Source organism: Bradyrhizobium sp. URHD0069 (genome assembly GCF_000701345.1).
Lineage (GTDB): Bacteria > Pseudomonadota > Alphaproteobacteria > Rhizobiales > Xanthobacteraceae > Bradyrhizobium.
The window spans coordinates 41415-57109 of record NZ_JNIJ01000025.1; the positions used below are offsets into that span (position 1 = coordinate 41415).

Here is a 15695-nt window from a genome sequence, read left to right on the forward strand (position 1 = left end):
GGATGAGCCTCGGTTCTGATTCAATCGGAATCGAAGTCAGGACAACGCGCCATGAGCTTTGAGAGTGCAGGTTATCAGTTGCTGCCGGTGCTGCCGGAGCTTGTGCTCGCCGTGGGCGCCATGGTGCTCCTGATGTTGGGGGCCTATCGGGGCCAGCAGACCACCAGCCTCGTCACCAACCTTGCGATTGGTCTGCTGGTATTGACCGGCGTGCTGGAGTTGGCGTTGCCGGCCGGTAAACTCACGACCTTCGACGGCAGCTTCATCGTCGACGATTTTGCCCGGTTTCTGAAAATCCTCGCCCTGATCGGCTCGGTGGCGACGCTCATTCTTTCGGCGGAATTTCTGTCCGATCCGTCGCGGCGGATTTTCGAATACCCCATCCTGGTGCTGCTCTCGACCTTGGGCATGATGGTGCTGATCTCGGCCGGCGACCTGATCATGCTCTATCTCGGGCTCGAGCTGATGTCTCTCGCGCTTTACGTGGTGGCGGCGAGCAATCGCGACAACGCGAAATCGACCGAAGCGGGTTTGAAATATTTCGTGCTGGGCGCGCTGTCGTCGGGCATGCTGCTCTACGGCGCCTCCCTGGTCTACGGCTTCACAGGCACCGTGAGTTTCGCAGGCATCGCGGCGGCGGTGAAGACCGGCAGCATCGGCGTCGTGTTCGGCCTGGTGTTCTTGCTCGCCGGGCTTTGCTTCAAGATATCGGCGGTGCCGTTCCACATGTGGACGCCCGACGTCTATGAGGGCGCCCCCACGCCGGTCACCGCGTTCTTCGCTTCCGCGCCGAAGGTCGCTGCCCTTGCGGTGTTCACCCGCGTGGCGCTCACCGCATTTCCGGGCATTCTTTTGCAGTGGCAGCAGATCGTGGTGTTCGTGGCGATCGCCTCGATGGCGCTGGGATCGTTTGCCGCGATCGGGCAGAAGAACATCAAGCGACTGATGGCCTATTCGTCGATCGGCCATATGGGCTTCGCTCTGGTGGGGTTGGCCGCCGGCACCGCTGAGGGCGCCCAGGGCGTGCTGGTCTATATCGCGATCTATGTGGCGATGACGCTCGGCAGCTTCGCGGTGATCCTGACCATGAAGCGCAACGGCCAGCATGTCGAAAACATCAGCGACTTTGCCGGATTGTCGCGCACCAATCCCTTGCTGGCATTCTTCTTCGCCATGCTGCTGTTTTCGCTGGCGGGCATTCCGCCGCTCGCGGGCTTTTTCGCGAAATTCTACGTGTTCATTGCGGCGATCAAGGCCGGATTATTCACATTGTCGGTGGTCGGCGTGCTCACCAGCGTGGTCGGCGCTTACTACTATCTCCTCATCATCAAGGTGATGTATTTCGATGAGCCGGTTGGCGCGCTGGATCCGATGCGCATGGAATTGCGCACGGTGCTGGCAGTCGCGGGACTCTTCAACATCTTTTTCTTCGTCTATCCGGGACCGCTGGTGAGTGCGGCCACGGTGGCGGCGAGGTCATTGTTCTAGATATGATCCCGAAAAGTGGACCCCCGGCTTTCGGAGAAGATCATGCCCAAACAGCACATCCGCGCCCGGACGGATTTGGCAAAGCCGGATCACCCCTGAGATGATATTCTCGCTCGGTCATCGAGCCGTATCGGCGGGCTATCGGCTCGCTGCCTTCGAGAGCATCGGCTCAACCAATGCGGAAGCCATGTCGCGCGCGCGCGATGGCGAGCGCGGGCCGATGTGGTTTGTGACATCGGAGCAGACAGCCGGGCGCGGACGGCGCCATCGGCGCTGGATCGCGCCGCGCGGTAACCTCGCCAGCAGCATCCTGGAGGTGATCGAGGTCTCGCCGGCCGTCGCGGCGACACTGGGCTTTGCGGCGGGACTGGCGCTGGAGGCGGCGCTGCAAAAAGTAAGCATCGAAGCGTCGTTGAGATCGGCGGGATCGGACCATATGAAATTCTCGCTGAAATGGCCCAACGACGTGCTGGCGGGGCGCCAAAAACTCGCCGGCATCCTGCTGGAAGCCGAGGCCGTGACCGCCGATCAGCTCGCCGTCGTGGTGGGCATCGGCACCAACGTAATCGCTGCGCCCGAGTGCACCCCGACGCCTGCGACCTCGCTTGCGGCGCTCGGCGTCCATATCGGCGCGGAGGAATTATTCGCTTGCCTGTCGGACGCCTGGGCGGAATTTCGCGGCATCTGGGACGATGGCCGCGGCTTTACCGAGATTCGGCGACTATGGTTGGAGCGCGCGGCCGGACTCGGAGAGAAAGTTGCGATCCTGACCAACGGCTCCGCCGTGGAGGGCATATTCGACACCATCGACGAGGCAGGCTGTCTGATCGTGCGGACGGCCGACGGCAAGCGGGTCCCGATATCCGCGGGTGACGTTCATTTCGGCTCGGCGGCATCGGCAGGAGCAGCCTGATGGCGCGACCGGACGAACTGACCTTCGCGCCCCTTGGCGGCGTCGGCGAGATCGGCATGAACCTGTCGATTTACGGCCTCGGCAACCGCCATCAGCGTTCCTGGCTCGCGATCGATCTCGGCGTGTCCTTTGGTGACGAGGAACACCTGCCGGGCATCGACCTGATCATGCCCGATATCCAGTTTCTTGAAAAAGAGCGCAACAATCTCGTTGGCCTCGTGCTGACGCACGCCCACGAAGATCACTTCGGCGCCATCATCGAGCTGTGGCCGAAGCTGAAATGCCCGATCTACGCGACGCAATTCAGCGCCGCCCTGTTCGAAGCGAAATGCGCTTCCGAGCGCAATCCGCCGAAAATTCCGGTCACGGTGGTACCCTCGGGCGGCCGCATCGATCTCGGGCCGTTCAACGTCGAATTCATTCCGGTGGCGCATTCGATTCCGGAATCGCATGCGCTGGCGATCCGTACGGAAGTGGGCACTGTGCTGCACACCGGAGACTGGAAGATCGATCCGACGCCGATCATCGGCGTGCCGACCGACGAGCGGCGATTGCGCGAGCTCGGCGATGCCGGCGTGCTGGCGCTGGTCGGCGATTCCACCAATGCGGTGCGGGAAGGGCGCTCGCCGTCGGAAGCCGAGGTTTCCAAGACCATCACCGAGCTGGTGAAGGCGGCCAAAGGTCGTGTCGCCGTGACTACGTTTGCTTCCAACGTCGCGCGGCTGCGCGCGGTCGCGGATGCGGCACGCGCCGCCGGACGCGAGGTCGTGGTGGTCGGCCGCGCCATGGAGCGCGTGGTGCAGGTGGCGCGCGAGACCGGCTATCTCGACGGCGTGCAGAAGTTCCGCGGCGCCGATCTCTACGGCCATTTCCCGCCCGACAAGGTGCTGGCGCTGTGCACCGGAAGCCAGGGCGAGCCGCGCGCGGCGCTGGCGCGCATCGCCAATGACGATCATCCGGAGGTGACGCTCAACAAGGGCGACTGCGTGATTTTTTCCTCGCGTACGATTCCCGGCAACGAGAAGGCGGTCGGCGCCATCATCAATGGCCTCATCACCCAGGGCGTCGAGGTCATTACCGACCGCACCCACCTCGTGCATGTGTCCGGCCACCCGCGCCGCGACGAGCTGCGCGACATGATTTCGTGGGTGCGCCCGCAGCTGCTGATCCCCGTCCATGGCGAGGCGCTGCATCTGTTCGAGCACGCCAAGCTGGCGCGATCCGCCGGCGTGCCCAAGGTGCTGATCTGCCGCAACGGCGATCTGGTGAAGCTCGGACCGGGCGATCCCGGTATCATCGCGGAACTGCCGTCGGGACGGCTCTACAAGGATGGCTCGATTCTGGAGGATTCCAAGTCACGCGCGGTAGTCGAGCGAAGGCGAATGGGATTTGCCGGCTGCGCCTTCGTAGCCATCGCCATGACCGAAACGGGCGAGCTGGCCGACGACCCCGAGGTTGATCTGGTCGGCATACCCGAGAAGAATACGGCCGGAGAGACCATCGACGAGATCGTGTTCGACGTGGTGGTATCTACGATCGAAGGCCTGGCGCGTCCTCGGCGGCGCGACCCTGACGCGCTGGCGGAATCGGTGCGCCGGGCGGTGCGGGCGTCAATCAGCGAGCAGTGGGGCAAGAAGCCGCTGTGCCTGATACACGTTCTGACGGTTTAGGTTTAAGGCAGAGGGAGCACCATGCTGGGCCGGCTCAATCATGTAGCGATCGCGGTGAGGGACGCCGAGAAGGCCGCCAAGATCTATGGCGCGGCGTTCGGTGCCGACATCTCGGCGGCGGTGCCATTGCCGGAGCACGGGGTCATTACCGTGTTCGTGACCCTGCCCAACACCAAGATCGAATTCATCCAGCCGCTCGGCGAAGCTTCGCCGATCGCCAAATTTCTGGAGCGCAACGCCGACGGCGGCATCCACCACGTCTGTTATGACGTGCCCGACATCATTGCGGCGCGCGACACCCTGATCAAGGAGGGTGCGCGCGTGCTCGGCGACGGTATCCCGAAGATTGGCGCGCATGGCAAGCCGGTGCTGTTTCTGCATCCGAAGGATTTTTCCGGCGCGCTCGTCGAAATCGAGCAGGCTTGACGCCAGATGGTCTACTCAATCTCAACGGCGTTCGCGATCTACTTCGTGCTGTGGTGGATCGTGCTGTTTCTGACGCTGCCGTTCGGCATACGCAGCCAGCACGAAGACGATGAAGGCGCGGGTCAGATAATTCCTGGCACCGATCCCGGCGCGCCGATCGCGAGCGGGATGGGCCGCAAGCTGATCTGGACCACGGTGATCTCTGCGATCATTTTCGCCGTTGCGATGGTGGCCTACAATGCGGGCTACCTGAATATCGAGCGACTGTCGAAACTGATGTCGATACCGCTCTGAGCGAACCGATCTAGCGGGGCTTGGGGAAACAGCGCCAGCTCGATCCCTTCACGAGATCGTTTGCCTCGCGCCGAACATCGCTTCGGTTTCAGGGTGTTCGCGAAACAGCCACCGATAGACCAGCGGCGTTAAGCCCTCACAACGCTCGGCGGCCAGTTCAAAGCTGTGCGGGATCGGATTGCTTCGCGCATCGTTTCAGCATCTTGCAAAAGGAGGGCAGAGGGCAAGCCTGCTAAAAAAAGAGAGCAGGGCCCGCGCCCCGCTCCAAAGAAACAAGCCCCGCTTCAAAGAAACGAGCCCCGCTTCAAAGAAAAAAGAGCAGGGCGCAAGCCCTGCTCAAAATTGTGTCGACCCTATTTCCCCGAAAATGTGGATTTGATCTTGGTTGACGGGGCGACGCCGCTTGTGCGCGCCAGGGCTCCTCCCGAGACTTGGACCACCAGACTTCGCCTTGCGGCTCGCCTGAGCCTTTATCCGTAGACCATCTTTTTCGCCTTGTCACCTTTTTTGGCAACGATTGTTCAAAATTCGATCAATTTGCGAAATGATTGGTATTTCGCCGTCCCAAAGTTGTATTCGGCTGCGCGGATATCTCGGGATAAGGCAACAGGGCCGAAAAGAACTTGAGAAAGACTGTCGCACAACAACACCGGCGCCCTCCCGTTATTTCATTGTTATTCCCCCCAGAAGAATCTTGCTTTCGAGCTCCGCGGCGACGCGGCCGCAAAAGGTTGGGAACCGACCTCGACTTGCGACGTCCTGCGTGGTTAGTTATCGGTATTGGAACAGGTGGACTCGTTGATGCGCCGGCGGTTGCGGAAGTTCCTTCCAATCGTCCTGATTGCCCTGGTGGTGCAGATCTTCGCACCGATCGCGGCATGCTGGGCGGCCGGCATCGCCGCCTCAGATCCCCTGTATGCGGCTGCGATCTGTCACGACAACGGGGCTTCGAGTTCCGGCCAGACCGATCAGACCGGTCAGCCCCGTGCCCATGACGGCTGCTGTTCGGTCTGCAGCGTCGCCCATAACGGCGCGCCGATTGACGCGCCTCAGGCCGCGGTCACGACACCTTATCGCGCCTCCGAGCGCGTGGTCTGGCTCGATCCCGCCCCGGGCCTGCTCGGATCCCGAACCGGCTTTCACGCCCAAGCCCGCGCGCCGCCCTCCATTTCCTGACCGAAGAACCTCGCGATCGGTGCGGTTACTGCCGCGCCGGATAGTGCCGTTGAGCAGACTGGCCACAGCGCCAGTGTCAGGATTTTCAGGTGTTTCGTTATCGTGCTTTAAGTAGCACCAGCACGCTCGTGCTTTGCAGCGCGCTTTGCGCAATCCCTTCTATGACAAAGGCCCAGACGGCGGATCGGTCGCTGCCGCCGGTCACCATTGACGCGCCTCCTGAGCTTCGGGCCCGACCCGCCGCGCAGAAGCCAAGAGTTCGTTCCTCCTCCGCCCGGCAGCAGACGAGGCCGGTTGCGACCGCTCCGACCCCGGTATCGGTTTCGAACACGAACCTTACGGCGAGCGCCGCGGTTGCCAAACTGTATCAGACACCAACGGGACAGACGGAGACGACCATCGATCGAAGCCAATTCGAGTACAGGCCCGCGTTTTCAGTCGGCGACGTCTTGCGCGATAGCCCCGGGGTCTCTGTGAAACAGGGCAACGGGCCACGCGATCTTGGCATCTCTATCCGAGGTTCCAACGCCCGCAACGCTTTTGGCATCCGGAATATCGTGATCTTTGACGACGGCTTCCCGGTCACGCAGCCGGATGGCCTTTCGCGCAGCGACCTTATCGACCCACGCGCCTACGCCGCCATCGATGTCATCAGGGGGCCGTCGTCGGCGCTCTATGGCAACTACGCGACCGGCGGCGCGCTCAATTTCCGGACACGGCCGGGCGGCACTATCGACGGGGTGGAATATGGGGTCGATGGCGGGAGTTTCGGCTATCTCAACAACTATCTGGCTGCCGGCAAGAAGGTCGGCAACTTCGAGGCCTCGCTGTTTGCGAGCGACGCGCGAGGCGATGGCTTCATCGACAATAGCTGGTTCAACACGCAGACGGTCAATTTTCTCGGGACCCTGCAGGCAACTCCCGACGATCGCTTCACGGTCAAGTTCATCAACAACGATCTGAGCGCGCGGCTGCCAATCCGGCTGTCGCTCAACCAGTACAACCGAAATCCCTTCCAGGCGGGATGCGATGCTGCGGGGGTTGCCGGGTGCGGATCAGTCCTCCTGTTTAACAACGGCTTCAATGGTGCGAGGAGTTCCGTCACCGCGGTGCAGGCCGGCCTTGGACGGGATGACCGCCGGACTATCGTCGGCGGCCGCTGGGAACACGATTTCGACAATCAGACGACTTGGCGCAACCAGTTCGTCTTCGATGATCGCAATATCAGTCAGCCAACCGGAACGACCAGCGCGATCGGCGATTTCCCTTCCTACAATTACATGAGCGACGTGACCAGGCGTGGCGAAATCCTTGGCATGGAGTCGACGACGTATTTCGGCGGCTTCTACAACACGCTGGTTGCATCGAGCGATACGCGTAACGTAATGCCGGGCGGCAATGCCAGACTGGGCCTGCTTCAGAGCAACACATTCAGTGACACTTCGAACTATGGGGTTCATGCGCGGCAAGAGCTGAAGCTGAATCCGAACCTGACGGCGGTTGCAGGCATTGGATGGGAAACGACGCATCTAAAGGGGATCAATACCGTCTACAATTACAACACACCTAATGTTCCGACGGCGACGATCCGTCCGCCAACGACCGCCGACCGGCAATTTCAGAATACCGCCCCCGAACTGGCGTTGCTCTACAGACTGAACAACGAGTGGCAATTTCGCGGCCGCGTCGCCACCGGGTATGGGACGCCGCAGGTCGGAAACCTCTTTGTTCTCTCCGACGGTCAGAACGGCAACAATACGCAGCTAAAGACGCAAAAGAACCTCGGTTATGACCTCGGCTTCGACTGGACGCCGAACAACGCGCTCAAGCTGAGTGTGACCGGCTTCTATGAATTCTTCAAAGACGAACTGGTCACTCAGGCAACCCCGGCCAACACACCGAATGCGAGCTTCACGTTCAATGCGCCGAGATCGGAGCATCGCGGGGTGGAGCTTGCCGCGGACTGGAAGTTCCATCCCGGTTGGCGGGTCTTGGCGGCTTATACCTATCTCGATGAGGTTTACACCGAATACACGGAGAACATCACCAACGGCGCGGTCTTCAGCTTCAACCGGGCAGGAAACAAGATTCCCGGTATCTCGCCGAACGAACTGACGGCACGGCTTGGTTATGACGAGTTCTCGGGACCGCTGGCAGGGCTCGGTGCGTTCGTCGAGGTCCAGTGGAAGGACTCGTTCTACATGGACAACGCCAATCTGCTGAAGGCGCCCGGCTACGAACTGGTCAATCTCAATGTGCACTACAAGACCAATTTGGCGTCGGACTACCTCAGGTCATTGAGCCTTTATCTGGAGGTGAGAAACGTGTTCGACCGGACATATGTTGCTTCCGCGAACAACATCGGGAATTCGGTCACCGCTCTCGGCGTTCAAAATCCCGCGAGCATCCTGGCGAACACGACCGGTTCGATCTATGCCGGGTCGCCCCGAGCTTTTGTCGCTGGAATGAAAGTGGCGTTCAAATGATCGAACTGTCAGATAAAGGCCGCAAGGCGAGGCGTCGAGGAAAGCTACTCGCGACGTTAGCGTTTTTCCTTTGGCAAACCGCTGCATACGGACAAATGAATCATCAGCACGCCTCGGAAGCAGCGTGCGACGAACCGATCTTGCGTTGCGCGTCGAAGGTCACCCCTGCGTTCGGCCCAGACGGAACGCTCTGGTTAGTCTGGATTGCAGGCGGGCAGATTTCCGTCGCGAGTTCGAAGGATCGTGGCCACAGCTTTTCAGCGCCGGTTCTCGTCACCAAAGAGCGCCTCAACCTGGATTGGGGACCGGATGCGCGCCCCAAGATTGTGGTCGACCGCACCGGCGGCATCGCTTTGGCCTTCTCGATCTTCAGGGACAAGGCGTTTAACGGTCAGGTGCTCTACACGCGATCGGCCGACGGAGGACAGAGTTTTTCCGAGTTGCGGCCGATCACACCGAGCAGCGAGAGCCAGCGTTTTGAGGCGCTAGCCCTTGATGCCGATGGCTCGGTGTTTGCAGCTTGGCTCGACAAGCGCAACCGTGTTCCAGCGCAGCAGCGCGGTCAGAAATACGAAGGCGCCGGGTTGTTCTTTGCGTCGTCGAACGACGGCGGCGCGACCTATTCTGAATCGCGGTTGGCTCAGGACAATACCTGCGAATGCTGCCGACTCGGGCTGGCATTTGCCGGGCCCGGCCGCCCGGTCATTGTATTCCGGAACATTTTTGAAGGTGGTGTTCGGGATCACGCGATAGTGACGTTTGCCAATCCGGCGACGCCCGGCGAGGTCCACCGTGTCAGCCAGGATGACTGGCAGATTGCCGCATGTCCGCACCACGGGCCAAGTCTGTCGATCTCGACCGCGGGAACCTATCATGTGACGTGGTACACCAACGGCACGGTTCGCAAGGGCCTGTTTTATGCCCGCTCGCAAGACGGGGGCAGGACGTTTTCCGATCCGCTTCCAATTGGCCAATCGGACCGCAGTCCGTCGCGACCATACGTCCTTGCGGGCCCACATGGTACGGCGATCGTCTGGAAGGAGTTCGACGGCGAGCAAACGACCGTCAATCTGATGACGTCCCATGATGACGGCGTAACATGGTCGAAGGCAAAGGCCGTTGCCAAGACAGCAGACACCTCCGATCACCCGTTGCTTGTCAGCGACGGGCAAAGAGTCTTTCTTTCCTGGATGACCAAGGCTGACGGGTATCACATTCAGCCGATTGAGGATGAGCCATGAAGCGCCAGTTGCTTGCAGGAGTATTCCTGGTCGCGTTTCTCCTTTCGGCGCCGGCTTCGGAAGCGCCGCCGCAGCTTAAACCGTTCGGGCGTGGCAGTTGGCAAGACGTCCTGCGTGCGCACGCCGGCCGTCCCACGATCGTGCATTTTTGGGGAGTGACCTGCGGTCCGTGCAAGGTCGAGCTACCTCTGCTCGGGGAATTCATGAAAGATCATCCTTCGATCGACGTGGTGACGATCAGCGCAGACCTCGTTCCGAACCTGTCGGCTGCCACCCAATCAATGCTTGAAAAATCCGGCCTCTCGTCCGCCGAAAACTGGATTTTCAGCGATGGTTTTGTCGAGCGGTTAAGATTCGAAGTCGACCCAAGTTGGCAAGGCGATATCCCGCGCACGATGTTGATCTCGCGAGAAGGAACGATCACGACAATTGAGGGTTCGGCCGAAATCACCGACCTGGAGAAGTGGTCTGATCAGCAGCCCGCCGCAACGCGATGAAGACGAAGCAGTTCACCTGTCGGCGCCGAGATCGTTGTGACGCTGCGATCTTCGATTGAGGCGACGGCGCGGGATAGTTTGCCTCACGGATGCAATGCTGGCACAACTCGAAAGACATGAACATGACACCCATTCTGCGATTCTTCGCTTACGCCCTTCTTGTCGTTACTTTCACCGCCCCGGCATGCGCCGAGGAGGTCAAGGCCGGCAATCTAGTGATCACGCAAGCCTGGAGCCGTGCCACGCCGGGCGGCGCCAAAATCGCCGGCGGGTATCTGACCATCGAGAACAAGGGCTCAGCGCCGGACCGGCTGATCGGCGGCTCCGGCGATGTCGCCGGCAAGGTCGAGGTGCATGAGATGTCCATGAACGATGGCGTGATGACGATGCGTCAGCTCGATAAAGGTCTTCCCATCGAAGCCGGCAAGACCGTAAAGCTTGCGCCGGGCGGCTATCATCTGATGCTGCTCGATCTCAAGACCCCGCTGAAGCAGGGCGACAAGGTGCCGGTGACGCTGGAGTTCGAAAAGGCCGGCAAGGTGAAGCTCTCATTGGATGTGCAGGGCGTCGGCGCGCAAGCCCCGGCGAGCGCTGGCGGTCACGATCACTCCGGCATGAAGAAGATGTAAGGCCGATAATATCCAGAGGTCGGGGGACGTCTCCATACCGTTCGCCGGCCGCGGGCACATGCGCGTGGAGGCCTTGGTGACCGACTTCCAGAAAATCACGGTGGAAGACGAATTCGACGTACCGGCGCACCAACAAGCCACTGGAGTTCGTTCATCAGCCGCGGCTTGCGACCCATTCAGGCCTTAATCGTCGGGTCTAGATCACGGGAAAAAAGGGCAGGAAATCCGCTGCTTTAGCGGCTTTTGTTGAACCCGCCCTTGTATTTTCACATCCAATCCGGTTTCACTGCTGGCTTCCCGTGTCCGACCGATTCTTTGAGTGTACCCATGCGATTGTCGCGGTTTTTTCTGCCCATCCTCAAGGAAAATCCGAAAGAGGCCGAGATCGTATCGCATCGGCTGATGCTGCGCGCGGGCATGATCCGGCAGGAGGCGGCGGGCATCTATGCCTGGCTGCCGCTGGGTCTGCGGGTGTTGAAAAAGATCGAGCAGATCGTCCGCGAGGAGCAGAACCGCGCCGGCGCGCTCGAACTGCTGATGCCGACGTTGCAGCTTGCGGAACTGTGGCGCGAAAGCGGCCGCTACGATGCCTACGGTCCGGAAATGCTGCGCATTACCGACCGGCACAAGCGCGAATTGCTGTACGGGCCAACCAATGAGGAAATGATCACCGAGATTTTCCGCTCTTACGTCAAATCGTACAAGAGCCTGCCGCTCAATCTCTACCACATCCAATGGAAATTCCGCGACGAGCAGCGTCCGCGCTTCGGCGTGATGCGCGGCCGCGAATTCCTGATGAAGGATGCCTATTCGTTCGACACCGACGAGGCGGCTGCGCGCCGCTCCTATAACAAGATGTTCGTCGCGTACCTGCGGACCTTCGCGCGGATGGGATTGCAAGCGATCCCGATGCGCGCCGAAACCGGGCCGATCGGCGGCGATCTCAGCCATGAATTCATTGTGCTCGCCGAGACCGGCGAGTCCGCTGTTTATTGCGATCGCGACGTGCTCAATCTGCCGGTGCCCGGCGAGGAGATTGACTACGATGCCGATCTCACGTCGATCATCAAGCAATGGACCTCGGTCTATGCCGCGACCGAAGACGTCCACGACGCCGCGCGCTTTGATCGCGAGGTGCCCGCTGAGAAGAAGGTGCATACGAGAGGCATCGAAGTCGGCCAGATCTTTTACTTCGGCACGAAATATTCGGAGTCGATGAAAGCCATGGTCGCGGGCCCCGATGGCGCAGAGGTACCGATCCACGGCGGCTCCTACGGCGTCGGCGTGTCGCGTCTGGTAGGCGCAATCATCGAGGCCTGCCATGATGATGCCGGCATCAAATGGCCGGAAGCCGTCGCCCCGTTCAAGGCAGCGATCCTTAATCTGAAGCAGGGTGCCGACGACACGGATGCTGCATGCGAACGGCTTTATCGTGAACTGACGGCAAAGGGCGTCGAGGTGCTGTACGACGACACCGACCAGCGCGCCGGCGCCAAGTTCGCCGCCGCCGACCTGATCGGCATCCCTTGGCAGATACTGGTGGGCCCGAAGGGCCTTGCCGAAGGCAAGCTCGAGCTCAAGCGGCGCAGCGACGGGACGCGGGAGAATCTAAGTCCGGCAGATGTCGCGGCGCGGCTGACCTCGTAATGAATTATCCACCGGCTGTGCCGGGATATCAGCCGTTGCGGCTACAATTAGCCCGAATCGTGTGAAAATCGAACTATAGATGAAGACATGAGCGAGCCAGTTCGAACCCCAGCTTTCGCGCCTTTCGAATGGCTGCTGTCCGGGCGTTATTTGCGGGCACGTCGCAAGGAAGGCTTTATCTCTGTCATCGCTGGATTCTCCTTCTTGGGGATCATGCTCGGCGTCGCCACGCTGATCATCGTGATGGCCGTGATGAACGGCTTTCGGAAAGAGTTGCTGGACAAGATTCTCGGCCTCAATGGACATCTTTTGGTGCAGCCGCTGGAATCGCCGCTGACGGACTGGAAGGATGTTGCCGAACGCATCAATCAGGTCGCGGGCGTACGCCTGGCCGCGCCGGTCGTGGACGGCCAGGCGCTGGCGTCTTCGCCGTTCAATGCATCGGGTGTGTTCGTGCGCGGCATTCGCGCTGACGATCTCAATAACCTGACCTCGATCGCCAAGAACATCAAACAAGGCTCGCTCGAGGGGTTCGATGAAGGGCAGGGCGTCGCCATCGGCCGCCGGCTCGCCGATCAACTGTCGCTGCACGCCGGCGACAGCATCACGCTGGTGGCGCCAAAGGGTGCGGTGACCCCGATGGGGACGACGCCGCGCATCAAGCCGTACAAGATCGCGGCGGTATTCGAGATAGGCATGTCGGAATATGACGCGAGCTTCGTGTTCATGCCGCTTCCGGAAGCGCAGGCCTATTTCAATCGCTCCAATGACGTCACCGCGATCGAGGTGTTTACCGTCAATCCCGACAGGATCGACGCCTTCCGCAAGACCGTGACGGAAGCGGCCGGGCGGCCGGTATTCCTGGTGGACTGGCGGCAACGCAATTCGACCTTCTTCAACGCGCTTCAGGTCGAGCGCAACGTGATGTTCCTGATCCTGACGATGATCGTCCTCGTTGCGGCGCTGAATATCGTCTCGGGCCTGATCATGCTGGTGAAGGACAAGGGCAGCGACATCGCGATCCTGCGCACCATGGGCGCCTCGCAAGGCTCGATCATGCGGATATTCCTGATCACGGGGGCCGCGATCGGGGTGGTCGGCACGCTGACCGGAGTTTTCGTCGGTCTCACGATCTGCATGAACATCGAATCGATCCGGCAATTCCTGTCCTGGCTCACCAACACCGAACTGTTTCCGCCGGAGCTTTACTTTCTTTCCAAGTTGCCGGCCGAGGTCGATTTCGGCGAGACCACGGCCGTCGTGATCATGGCGCTGACGCTGTCATTCCTCGCCACGCTGTATCCATCCTGGCGTGCTGCCCGCCTCGACCCTGTCGAAGCGCTGCGGTACGAGTGAGGACGAAGATGGAGCAGGGGACGGAAGATGTACCGGTCGTTTATCTCCACGAGATAAAACGCCAGTACACTCAGGGAACGGCGACACTGACGATCCTTGATGGCGCCAAGCTCGCGCTGTGGGCGGGACAGTCGGTCGCGCTGGTGGCGCCGTCGGGCGCGGGTAAATCGACGCTGCTGCATATCGCGGGCCTGCTCGAAAGCCCCGATAGCGGCGAAGTCTATGTCGGCGGCGCGCCGACTTCGGGACTGTCCGACGTCGCGCGTACCCAGATCCGGCGCACCGATATCGGCTTCGTCTATCAATCCCACCGGCTGCTGCCGGAATTCTCCGCGCTCGAGAATGTCATGCTGCCGCAGATGATCCGGGGCCTGAAGCGCGCGGAAACCGTCAAACGCGCTTCTGAAATCCTGGCCTATCTGGGGTTAGGCGATCGCATCACGCATAGGCCGGCCGAACTGTCCGGCGGCGAGCAGCAACGCGTGGCAATCGCGCGCGCCGTCGCCAACGCACCGCGCGTCCTGTTCGCGGACGAGCCGACCGGCAATCTCGATCCGAACACCGCCGATCACGTGTTCCATGCGCTGATGCAGCTGGTCAAGGCGACCCGGGTGGCGATGCTGATCGCAACCCACAACATGGAGCTGGCGGGCCGGATGGATCGTCGGGTATCGCTGGTCGACGGCAAGGTTGTTGAATTGGATTAGAGCAGTTTCGGTTTGAAGTGATGCTCAATAAACTTGGCGATGCCGACGGTAGGCTCGCCCCGGCGTCACTTCCGCGTTCGCGACATAGGGATTGACCACGCATTGCGCCGAGCGGCCCGATGCCGAGGCGTTGCACTGAGGCAACGATGTATAGCGGCAGTCGTAATAGGTGGCCGGTCCGTACACGTGCAGGCAAACCGGATAACCCGGGGCGTATGTTTGGGCCGCCGCCGGCCCGGCTGCCGAAACTGTTCCGATTGCCAAAATCGCCAAAGCCAGAATACGCATCAGAATCTCCGTTTGAATTGGCGGCTGCGATCAGGCTGCAACTCTGCCGTGGCGTTGAAATAGGGGTTGGCGGCGCAACAGGTCAATCGCCCGGAGGCGGTCGCCTGGCATTATTCTGCGATGGGGGCGTCGCGCCAAATTTCAGTAGGAGGGATAGACCGAACGTACGCGATTGCGGCCGCGATAGGCGCGCGGGTCGGGAATGCCGGGATCGTAAAAGGGATTCTCGATGCAGTAGAGAAACCGCCCCGAAGCGCTGGCCTGACACTGCTCATAGCTCATGAAGGTGCAGTTGCTGAGACCTGGATGGTCATTGCCCTGAATGCAGAAGGGATAGCGGCTGCCGACGGCTTCGGCCGGTGCGGCGCCAATGACAGCGAGCCCGCCAGCGGCCAGCAAAGCCAGTATTATGTTGCGCATGAAACCTCTCTTCGGCCGCGGCCGTTCCTTCGTCGATTCCTTGAGCGCTACCCAAGCCGGACCAGCAAACGCTCGTCAACTCACATTCAGGGGCGCGGATCCCGAAGCTCTATCTACGTGAGTAAATGTGTCGGCGGGAACCGGTCAAAGAAGAGTTCCATAGTGGCAAACGGGCGGTTCTAGGCGCATAATTGATGAATGGCGCGCCTTGACGAATATCTGACCGCCGACGAATTCCGCGCCCTTGAGGAAATCAGGGACGGTAAGAAGCGCACCATGCCAAACCACATTCGCAATCGGCTGCTCGAACTCGGCTACATCCAGGACGTTTTGGGCAGGCCGGCGCTCACGGACGCGGGCCAGATGCGGCTGGCGCTAGGAAAATGACGGGATAGGCAATAACACCGCGCCAATGATCATATCCGTTGGTGCGCCAGGCGCTGGTTGTAGAAAGACG

At 60.8% G+C, this 15695-nt stretch carries 16 protein-coding genes; 14 read left to right on the forward strand and 2 right to left on the reverse strand.

Going from position 1 to position 15695, the window contains the following annotated elements; all coding sequences use genetic code 11:
- Positions 1 to 51 precede the first annotated feature (51 nt).
- The 13 genes from nuoN to N554_RS0116605 all read left to right on the forward strand — a co-directional run bounded on the left by nuoN (position 52) and on the right by N554_RS0116605 (position 14530).
- Positions 52 to 1488: an NADH-quinone oxidoreductase subunit NuoN gene (gene nuoN, locus N554_RS0116545; RefSeq protein WP_029584480.1), complete on the forward strand. Its 1437-nt coding sequence runs from the start codon at positions 52 to 54 to the stop codon at positions 1486 to 1488.
- 100 nt (positions 1489 to 1588) lie between these two features.
- Complete coding sequence (locus tag N554_RS0116550; RefSeq protein ID WP_029584481.1) at positions 1589 to 2401, forward strand: biotin--[acetyl-CoA-carboxylase] ligase; 813 nt, start codon at positions 1589 to 1591, stop codon at positions 2399 to 2401.
- Complete coding sequence (locus N554_RS0116555) at positions 2401 to 4071, forward strand: ribonuclease J (RefSeq protein WP_029584482.1); 1671 nt, start codon at positions 2401 to 2403, stop codon at positions 4069 to 4071. Before N554_RS0116550 ends, N554_RS0116555 begins: the two co-directional genes overlap by 1 nt.
- 21 nt (positions 4072 to 4092) lie before the next feature.
- The gene (mce, locus tag N554_RS0116560; RefSeq protein WP_029584483.1) at positions 4093 to 4497 is read left to right on the forward strand and encodes a methylmalonyl-CoA epimerase; all 405 of its coding nucleotides are present in this window, start codon (positions 4093 to 4095) and stop codon (positions 4495 to 4497) included.
- 6 nt (positions 4498 to 4503) lie between these two features.
- A complete protein-coding gene (locus N554_RS0116565; protein WP_029584484.1) occupies positions 4504 to 4791 on the forward strand; it encodes a DUF1467 family protein in 288 nt (95 codons plus the stop codon).
- Positions 4792 to 5592: 801 nt separating this feature from the next.
- Positions 5593 to 5967, forward strand: coding sequence for a DUF2946 domain-containing protein (locus N554_RS0116570; RefSeq protein ID WP_029584485.1), 375 nt, complete (start codon positions 5593 to 5595; stop codon positions 5965 to 5967).
- Positions 5968 to 6056: 89 nt separating this feature from the next.
- Positions 6057 to 8453, forward strand: a complete 2397-nt coding sequence (locus N554_RS0116575; protein WP_029584486.1) for a TonB-dependent receptor family protein — start codon at positions 6057 to 6059, stop codon at positions 8451 to 8453.
- Positions 8450 to 9694 carry a sialidase family protein gene (locus N554_RS0116580; protein ID WP_051677524.1) on the forward strand — a complete coding sequence of 415 codons (1245 nt, stop codon included), beginning with the start codon at positions 8450 to 8452 and terminating at the stop codon, positions 9692 to 9694. The genes N554_RS0116575 and N554_RS0116580 overlap by 4 nt, the downstream gene beginning before the upstream one ends.
- Positions 9691 to 10191: a TlpA family protein disulfide reductase gene (locus N554_RS0116585; RefSeq protein WP_029584488.1), complete on the forward strand. Its 501-nt coding sequence runs from the start codon at positions 9691 to 9693 to the stop codon at positions 10189 to 10191. Before N554_RS0116580 ends, N554_RS0116585 begins: the two co-directional genes overlap by 4 nt.
- Before the next feature lie 122 nt (positions 10192 to 10313).
- A complete protein-coding gene (locus N554_RS0116590) occupies positions 10314 to 10820 on the forward strand; it encodes a copper chaperone PCu(A)C (RefSeq protein WP_029584489.1) in 507 nt (168 codons plus the stop codon).
- Between the two features lie 327 nt (positions 10821 to 11147).
- On the forward strand, positions 11148 to 12467 hold the full coding sequence (gene proS, locus N554_RS0116595; protein ID WP_029584490.1) for a proline--tRNA ligase: 1320 nt from the start codon (positions 11148 to 11150) through the stop codon (positions 12465 to 12467).
- 75 nt (positions 12468 to 12542) lie between these two features.
- On the forward strand, positions 12543 to 13823 hold the full coding sequence (locus N554_RS0116600) for a lipoprotein-releasing ABC transporter permease subunit (RefSeq protein ID WP_029584491.1): 1281 nt from the start codon (positions 12543 to 12545) through the stop codon (positions 13821 to 13823).
- An 8-nt stretch (positions 13824 to 13831) separates the two neighbouring features.
- Positions 13832 to 14530, forward strand: a complete 699-nt coding sequence (locus tag N554_RS0116605) for an ABC transporter ATP-binding protein (RefSeq protein WP_029584492.1) — start codon at positions 13832 to 13834, stop codon at positions 14528 to 14530.
- Positions 14531 to 14554: 24 nt separating this feature from the next.
- Here the strand turns inward: N554_RS0116605 and N554_RS0116610 are convergent, their stop codons facing one another.
- Together N554_RS0116610 and N554_RS0116615 are read right to left on the reverse strand one after the other, a co-directional pair.
- The gene (locus N554_RS0116610) at positions 14555 to 14818 is read right to left on the reverse strand and encodes a DUF3551 domain-containing protein (protein WP_029584493.1); all 264 of its coding nucleotides are present in this window, start codon (positions 14816 to 14818) and stop codon (positions 14555 to 14557) included.
- Between the two features lie 141 nt (positions 14819 to 14959).
- Positions 14960 to 15238, reverse strand: a complete 279-nt coding sequence (locus tag N554_RS0116615) for a DUF3551 domain-containing protein (RefSeq protein ID WP_029584494.1) — start codon at positions 15236 to 15238, stop codon at positions 14960 to 14962.
- Between the two features lie 198 nt (positions 15239 to 15436).
- On the opposite strand from N554_RS0116615, the gene N554_RS0116620 reads away from it, so the two are divergent.
- Entirely contained in the window at positions 15437 to 15625 is a 189-nt protein-coding gene (locus N554_RS0116620) for a hypothetical protein (RefSeq protein ID WP_029584495.1), read from the forward strand.
- Positions 15626 to 15695: the final 70 nt, after the last annotated feature.